Origin of the sequence: Synechococcus sp. CS-1328, from assembly GCF_025128095.1 — a bacterium.
Lineage (GTDB): Bacteria > Cyanobacteriota > Cyanobacteriia > PCC-6307 > Cyanobiaceae > CBW1002.
The window spans coordinates 1-6981 of the sequence record NZ_JAHLYT010000037.1 but is presented as its reverse complement, the minus strand read 5'-3'; the positions used below and the strand labels follow the sequence as shown (position 1 = coordinate 6981).

At 65.5% G+C, this 6981-nt stretch carries 5 protein-coding genes and 2 pseudogenes; all 7 read right to left on the bottom strand.

The window, feature by feature from the left end; genetic code table 11:
* Positions 1 to 257: 257 nt before the first annotated feature.
* On the bottom strand, positions 258 to 611 hold the full coding sequence (locus KQ310_RS06375) for a hypothetical protein (protein WP_259720933.1): 354 nt from the start codon (positions 609 to 611) through the stop codon (positions 258 to 260).
* A gap of 79 nt (positions 612 to 690) precedes the next feature.
* Positions 691 to 1869: an HD domain-containing phosphohydrolase gene (locus tag KQ310_RS06370; protein ID WP_259720932.1), complete on the bottom strand. Its 1179-nt coding sequence runs from the start codon at positions 1867 to 1869 to the stop codon at positions 691 to 693.
* A 47-nt stretch (positions 1870 to 1916) separates the two neighbouring features.
* Positions 1917 to 2144, bottom strand: a pseudogene (locus KQ310_RS06365) (LexA family protein); the annotation flags it as partial.
* Between the two features lie 44 nt (positions 2145 to 2188).
* Positions 2189 to 4618 (bottom strand): diguanylate cyclase domain-containing protein, encoded by a 2430-nt coding sequence (locus tag KQ310_RS06360; RefSeq protein WP_259720931.1) that lies wholly within the window; start codon positions 4616 to 4618, stop codon positions 2189 to 2191.
* A gap of 23 nt (positions 4619 to 4641) precedes the next feature.
* The gene (locus tag KQ310_RS06355) at positions 4642 to 4803 is read right to left on the bottom strand and encodes a hypothetical protein (RefSeq protein ID WP_259720930.1); all 162 of its coding nucleotides are present in this window, start codon (positions 4801 to 4803) and stop codon (positions 4642 to 4644) included.
* A gap of 243 nt (positions 4804 to 5046) precedes the next feature.
* Positions 5047 to 6594: an IS1182 family transposase gene (locus tag KQ310_RS06350; RefSeq protein WP_259720929.1), complete on the bottom strand. Its 1548-nt coding sequence runs from the start codon at positions 6592 to 6594 to the stop codon at positions 5047 to 5049.
* A 100-nt stretch (positions 6595 to 6694) separates the two neighbouring features.
* Positions 6695 to 6817, bottom strand: a pseudogene (locus tag KQ310_RS06345) (IS630 family transposase); the annotation flags it as partial.
* Positions 6818 to 6981: the final 164 nt, after the last annotated feature.

The following is a 6981-nucleotide window of genomic DNA, read 5'->3' as shown; positions in this document are numbered from 1 at the left end:
GCGCCGGCATTGCCCAGCAGGATCAACTTCATGCCCGGCTCAGGATCAGGGGGGGTGGCAGAGGCGGCGGGCTCTTGCCTCTACCCTTGACCACCGTAACTCGGGCCCTCAGCCGTCTGGGCATCGGGCGACGGAGGAACGTGGAGACCAGGCCTGCGGTGCAGTGGTGCGAATGGGAGCGGCCAAGGCCTATTAGAAGTCTGTCCCGCTTGGGCTGGCCCCGGCGTCGTGCCTGTGGTCTGGTGAGCGGGAACCGCTCAATCCCCACTAGCGATCCCTGGTTGCTCAGGATCGCGAGAATCGCCACCAGCAGCATCCACCTGCGGGAAGCGAATCCCCCGGCGCATGCGGCAGTCCGGCAGCGCCTTGAGGAAGCTGATCAGATCGGTTGCGGTGACTGGCGTTGTGGGCTGGGATCCCAAGGCTGAGGAGCGGTTTCCACGCAGGACAACGCAGATGAATGGGGCCGGCCAGCCTTTTTGGGACACGCTTCTAATAGGCCCTGGCACCGCCACCGGGCGGCCCATCAGGGCCGGATCGAGGGCCTGCTCGCAGGCGGCGTAGAAGTTGTTGCCGTCGATCAGGGCGATCGCCTGCCGGGCGCTGCCCACCGCTCGCTCCCGACTCCCCCGATGGTAGATCCGTACTGGTTGGTCGTGGGTGCGCTGCTGCTCGGTTCAGGGCCGGCGCTCAGCCCTCCGGCGACTCTTCCTGGTGGCGGGCGCCGATGCTGGTCAGTTCGTCCGTGTGGCGCTTGATCGCCGCCACGCAGTCGCCATCGAGTTTGCCGGCGGCCACCAGCCGGTCGAGCTCGGCGCAGGCCTCGGCCACCGACCAGGCCGGCTTGTAGGGCCGCTGGCTGGTGAGGGCGTCGAACACGTCGGCCACGGCGATGATGCGGGCCGCCAGGGGGACCTGCTCCCCCCGCAGGCCGCGGGGGTAGCCGGAGCCGTCGAGCATTTCGTGGTGGCTGCCTGTGACCGCCCGCAGCACGTGGGAGTCGGGCAGATCCTGCAGGGCGAATTCCCCCAGCATCTTGTCGATGATCGACAGGCCCAGATCCACGTGGGTCTCCATCAGCCGGCGCTCCTCCGGATCGAGCTTGCCGGGCTTGAGCAGGATGCGGTCGGGGATGCCGATCTTGCCGATGTCGTGCAGAGGGGCGAACAGATAGATGTGCTCGATGAACTCGTCGTCGAGGCCGTGGAGCGGCGCCAGGTCGCGGGCGATCAGGCGCGAATAGTGGGCCATGCGGCTGAGGTGGGCGCCGGTCTCGAAATCGCGCAGGTCGGCGAAGTCACGCGCCACCAGCACGGAGGCCAGGATGGAGCGAACGGAGTTGAGCTCACTGGAGATCATCATGTTGATCAGCCGCGTGAACAGCGCCAAATTGCGCTCCACCACCGGTGTGAACGCGGCCGGCTGGCAGGAGTTGTAGAACACGAAGCCGATGAAGCGGTCCTGGTCGGTCAGCGGCACCGTCAGCGAGGAGCGGTAGCCCTGCTCCAGCAGCCAGCTGGAGTGCGGACTCGTGGGCTGCACCGCCGTCTGGATGTCGTCGATCACCCGCCGCGTGCCGCTGGAGGCGATGGCGCTGAGCGAGGGACTCTCCTGGAGGTGGAATTCGTAGCCCTTGATCGCCTCGCCGCGGCGGGTGCTGTTCACGAACGTCTTGAGCAGATCGGTGTCGTCGTCGTAGAGCACGCAGGCGATGCGATCGACGCAGGGCACGAGTTCCAGCAGCTGGTCATGGAGCTGGCAGAGCCGCCCGCTGAGCAGGGGATTCAGATCGTCCTGGCTGATGTGCGCCGCCGCTGCCGGCGGCTCCGGAGGGGTGCTGCCCTGGGACTCGGTCAGGGCGTTCGCCATGGCGCCTGCTCATCCTGCGTTGTTTCAAACCTAGGTGGGGTAAGGCTTCACAGCGGGTGGATCACATGCACCGCCACACCCCAGATCTGCACGTCGCCGCAGGCCTCCAGCTCCAGGGGCGGATAGGCCGGATGGGCGGCCTCCAGCCGCAGGCGGCCCCGGTGCCGCGCCAGGCGCTTGAGGGTGAAGGCGCCGTCGAGCACCGCCACCACGATGCGGCCGGGGCGGGGTTCGAGGCTGCGGTCGACGATCACCAGATCGCCGTGCTGGCAGCCGGTCGCTGGGCACTCTCAGGGGTATCGATACAGGCCAGGAGGAGTCACCTTTCGGCCAGTGGCCTTTCGCCGGCGATCGCCACGACCTGATCGCGTCCCTGTTGCTTGGCGGCATACATCGCGGCATCAGCACGGGCGATCAGATCGTCGTGGGATTCGCCTGGTTGGGCCAAGGCCACGCCGATACTCATGCTTATCTGGGTTTCCCAATCAGCAGTCGACACCGGTTTGTGGGCCAGGTGACGCAGCTTCTCCGCGATCGCCATCGCATCCGGCAACCCCGTCAGACCCGGCAACGCCACCAGCAGCTCATCACCACCGATGCGGGCCGCCAGATCAGAGGAGCGCAGGCAGGAGCGCACCCGCGCCGCCATCGCCTGCAGCACGGCATCGCCGGCGTTGTGCCCGTAGGTGTCGTTCACAGCCTTGAAGTGATCGATGTCGCAGAACAGCAGCGCCAACTGGTCGCTCTGGCGCTGGTTGGCAGCCATAAGCCGCTGGAGCCGGCCGAACATCTCCTCCCGATTCAGCAGGCTGGTGAGACTGTCGGTGGCGGCGCGGCGTTCCAGTTCCCGCTCCGCCATGATGCGCTCGCTCATATCCCACCAGGTGATGCTGAGTTCCTCGCCCACCTTCACCGCACGGATGTCGAGATAGCGCAGCCCGCCCTGCTGGGCATGCTGGAAGGGGAAGTTGTCGAGGATCAGGGGCTCGCCGCTGCTGAGCACCTCCAGGTAGCGATCGAACAGCCCATTGCTCACATGCTCCCGCCAGAGCTCCAGGATCCTGGCCCCCACGAACTCCTCCATCGTCATGTGGTTGTAAGCGGCGGCCGCCGGGTTAGCCCGCAGGATGATCAGATCCACGATCGAGCCGGCCTCATCGTGCACCGGCCCGAGGATCAGATGGGGTTCCAGCAGGGAATCGAGGGTGGTGCTGAGCCGCTGCTGTTCGGCCTGCAGCTGCTCCTGGGTCTGCACCAGCTCCGTCACGTCGTAGTTCACGCCCAGCATCCGCAGCGGCCGCCCCTGCCGATCGAAGCTGGTGTGGGAAGCCGCCTGAAGGTGGTGGACGGAGCCATCGGGCCACACCACCCGAAAGCGGGGTGCATAGACAGATTCACCACGCAGGGCTGATTGAATCGCTGCCTCCGTGGTGGCCTTGTCCTGCGGATGAAGCGCATCGGCCCAGGCTTCATAGGCGCCGGCAAACTGGCTGGGGTTGCGGCCATAAAGCCGGTACATCACCGGGTCCCAATGGAGGATGTTTCTGGGCACGTCCCAGTCCCAGATGCCCACCACCCCGGCGGCGGCGGCGGCCTGGAGGTACTCGGTCTGGGCCACCAGCTCGGAGATGTCGTCGAGCTCCATCAGCACGTGCATCACGGTGCCGCTGGCATCGCGGAGGTTGGTGAGACGCACATCTGCCCAACCAGGAGGACCGCCAGGGCGCTGCAGGCGCAGGCGCACGCGGTAGTGATCCGATTCACCGCGCAGCAACGCCTCCACGGCGGCCGTGTCGATCGCCTCGCAGTCGTGGGCGTGGTCCAGTCCTGCGGCGGTGGGCTGCTCCACTGCCCGCAGGAGCTGGGGCAGCGGGGTGGCCTCCAGGACGGCCGGCGCCAGGGGAACAGCTGCACGCAGGGTTTGATTGGACTGGAAAATCTGCCCTGTTTCTTGCTTGCAGAGCGCCAGGCCCACGCTGGTTTGCTCCAGAGTGTTGCGCAGCAGCTCCTCGGACCTGACCAGGGCCTGAAGACTGTTCACCTCATTGCTGATGTCGATCCCCTGGCCGATGAAGAAATCGATCTGACCATCGGCCTTGCGAACGCAGGCAACGCTCACATCGAGCCAGACGGTGCTGCCATCACCGCGCAGGTAGCGCTTCTTGATCCGGTAGCTGTCGCGCCTGTTGGCCAGCATCTCCTCCACCAGAGGCTGTTCCTTGCTGATCTCGTCCGGATGGGTGATCTCCGGCCAGGAAAGGGTTTGCAGAGTGGCGGCATCGCGGCCGAGTGTGCGGCAGAGGGCGGGATTGACTCGGAAGAGTCGGCCGCTGGCATCGGCCAGGCCGACACCGGCGGCGGCGTTGTCGAGGGTGAGGCGGAGGATCTGCTCGCTGCGCCGCCGATGCGCCGTTTCCCGGCCGCGCTGCGCCGAGAGCCGCAGCGCCACGGCCGTCACGCCGGAGAGCGCCAGCAGGCGCGTGAAGTAGTCGATCGAGGGGAAGAAGCCCCAGTAGATCCCTGCAGCAATCGCCAGCCCGTAGGCCTGCACGATCAAGGGAGCCATCTGCCGCGGCGTAGCCACGCCAGCCGAAAGCACCACCACCAGGAAGTAGTAAGGCAGCAGCGGAATGTTGCGCGGCAGGACCAGATCGAGCAGGAACACGCCGACCATCGCCACGGCCAGGATGGCGATCGGGCGGCCTTGTCCGGAAGGGGCCTGGGCAACCGACGCCTGGTTTGGCTCCATTGCAGCCGGCAGAACTCCAACCCTCATCCTGCCAAGGTTGGGGCCAGGCGCCTGCCGGCCTCGCGCTTGGCGGAGTGCATGGCCCGATCCGCGCGGCGCATGAACAGGTCGACGTCTTCCTCGCCAGCATGGGTGGCCACACCGATCGAGAGCGAGGCCTGGATCTGCTCCTGGTTCCAGTCCACCCACGCGGTCCAGTCGCGCCACACAGTCCCCGAGGGCTGGCTGGCAGCGTGGGCCGCCCCGGATGAACCGCAAGCTGCACTACAAGAAAGGCCGCTAGGAGTTTGTTGCCAATAGAGCAGCGAGCCCCTGGCCACGACGAACCGTGGCTGAGGTGAACTCCAACAGCAATGTTCTTCTGCTGAGCAGGTTCATTCAGGCGGGTTTGAGTCAGCCCTGGCCGTGCTTGCCAAGGCCGTTGCCCCTCATCCCGTCGTTGCCGCCAGCGCCAGCTGCTGTGATCGCCTGAACCGGAACAACTTGAGCAGGTTGTGTGTGGCAGCGATCAGATGCCATTCACCATCGACCTTCTTCAGACCCCGCAGGAAAAAGCGCCGCAGGCCCCTGGCTTCCTTGATCTGGCCGTTCACCGGCTCCACGATCGCCTTGCGCTGGGCGTAGATCTTGGAGCCCTTCTTGCTTCTGATCTTTCGGACCATGCGGGCCTTGGCATCGGCATCCTTGGGCATCGGCCCGCGTTTCGGCGGTAGCGGCTGGCCGTGGGGGAGCCGGCCGGTGGCGATGTAGGCGTCAACGCCCTGATCAGCGCAGGCCTTGGCGTTGGCCTCGCTCCAGTAGCCCGCGTCCATCGTCATCACATCCGGCAGTGCACCAGCGCTGTCAGCGATGCGCCCCAGCATGGGAGGCAGGTGCTCGACATCTGGGGGCTGGTTGCTCACACCCACCGCCACGATCACCTGGTGGTCGCTGTCGACAGCCAGCTGGCAGTTGTAGCCCTGCAGATAGGAGCCGCCTGACTGCATCAGATGGCTCTCGGGATCCGTGAAATCCCGCTGGGTCTTGCTGGTTGGGGCCCCATCGGCCTGCCTCGCCAGGCCACGCCTGGGCATCGCATCAGCCGCCAGCGGATTCAGATCCGGTGGTTCCAGACCGGCGTTTTCGGCGGCCTCGATCGCTTTGTCACGAGCTGCCTTGGCCTTGGCTGTTGCCGCTTCGGCTTTCTTGTTGAGCTCGGCCTGCTCCGCTGCTGGTGCATCGGCCGCGCGCACTGCCGTTGCTTTGGCCCTGGCCTCCTCTGCTTCCTCCCATCGCTGCCGCGCTGCGGCAGCAGCGGTTTCCGCTTCCATCTCCTTGCGCGCCTGGCGGATCCTGGCCAGGCGGCTCTGCTTGTGCCGCAACGCATCGGGCAGCTCACTGCCACGGTTGCCCTTGCCGTACCGGCGATCCTCCTGGGCATCCAGGATCTCGGCCTTGCGCACCAAGGCGTTGATCTCTTTCTCCAGTTCCTTCTCAGCCCTGAGCATCCGCTCGTGGCTCATCGCCTTGTGCTTGGAGGCACTGGCCTGCACCTTGGTGCCATCGAGGGCTACATGGCCCAGGCTCACCATCCCGGCCTTCTGGCAGAGCCGCAGAATCTGCACAAACAGATCGCTGAGAGCCTCAAGGTTCCGGCGGCGGAACTCGCTGATCCGGCTGTGGTCCGGCTGCTGGTTGGCCGTCAGCACGCGGAAGGCCAGATCCTCGTAGCAGGCACGTTCGATCTTGCGGGAGGAAACGGTGCCCACGCAGTAGGCGTAGAGCAGCAACAGCGCCATCATTCGCGGATCAAACCCTTTCTCCCCGCGGGGATCCTTGCTTTGGGCAGGGATGAGGATGGCCGAAAGATCCAGCTCATCGACCAGATCCAGCAGGACATACACCTGATGGTCATCCGACAGCCACTCCCTGGGCGACGGCGGCAGCAGGGTGCTCTGCTCAGGCTGCCAGGGGCGGAAGGTCTTGGGCTTCTGCATGGACCCATTATCTCGCCCAGATCCATTGCGGCGACAAGGGTCTGGGCAGATTCAGGGGCGTCTGTGGAGCGCGCGCTGGCGTTCTATGCGCAACAGGCTCCTAGTGTGCCGTCCCGGAGATTTGCGAGCAAAGTCGCTGGAGTTTCTCCAGGATTGAATCCGCTGTGGCGGTCCAGTTGAACGGCGCCTTGGTCTTGTTGTAGGCCGCCACGAATTGCTCGATCTACTGCAAGCAGAAGCCCTTCGGGCTAGGAGCGTGTTGCACATAGGCCGTTTTGAGCAAAACGAACCAACTCGCTCCATGCCAACGCCCAATGCGGTCTCGGCGTGGTCTCAAAGGCAATCTTGCTTCAGCGACGCCTGATGCTTGAGATCAATTGCGCTACG

Excerpts from the sequence above, each read along its gene's own strand:
- KQ310_RS06350 (WP_259720929.1), bottom strand. The coding sequence starts at position 6,594 with ATGCAGAAGCCCAAGACCTTCCGCCCCTGGCAGCCTGAGCAGAGCACC.
- KQ310_RS06370 (WP_259720932.1), bottom strand. The coding sequence starts at position 1,869 with ATGGCGAACGCCCTGACCGAGTCCCAGGGCAGCACCCCTCCGGAGCCG.
- KQ310_RS06360 (WP_259720931.1), bottom strand. The coding sequence starts at position 4,618 with ATGGAGCCAAACCAGGCGTCGGTTGCCCAGGCCCCTTCCGGACAAGGC.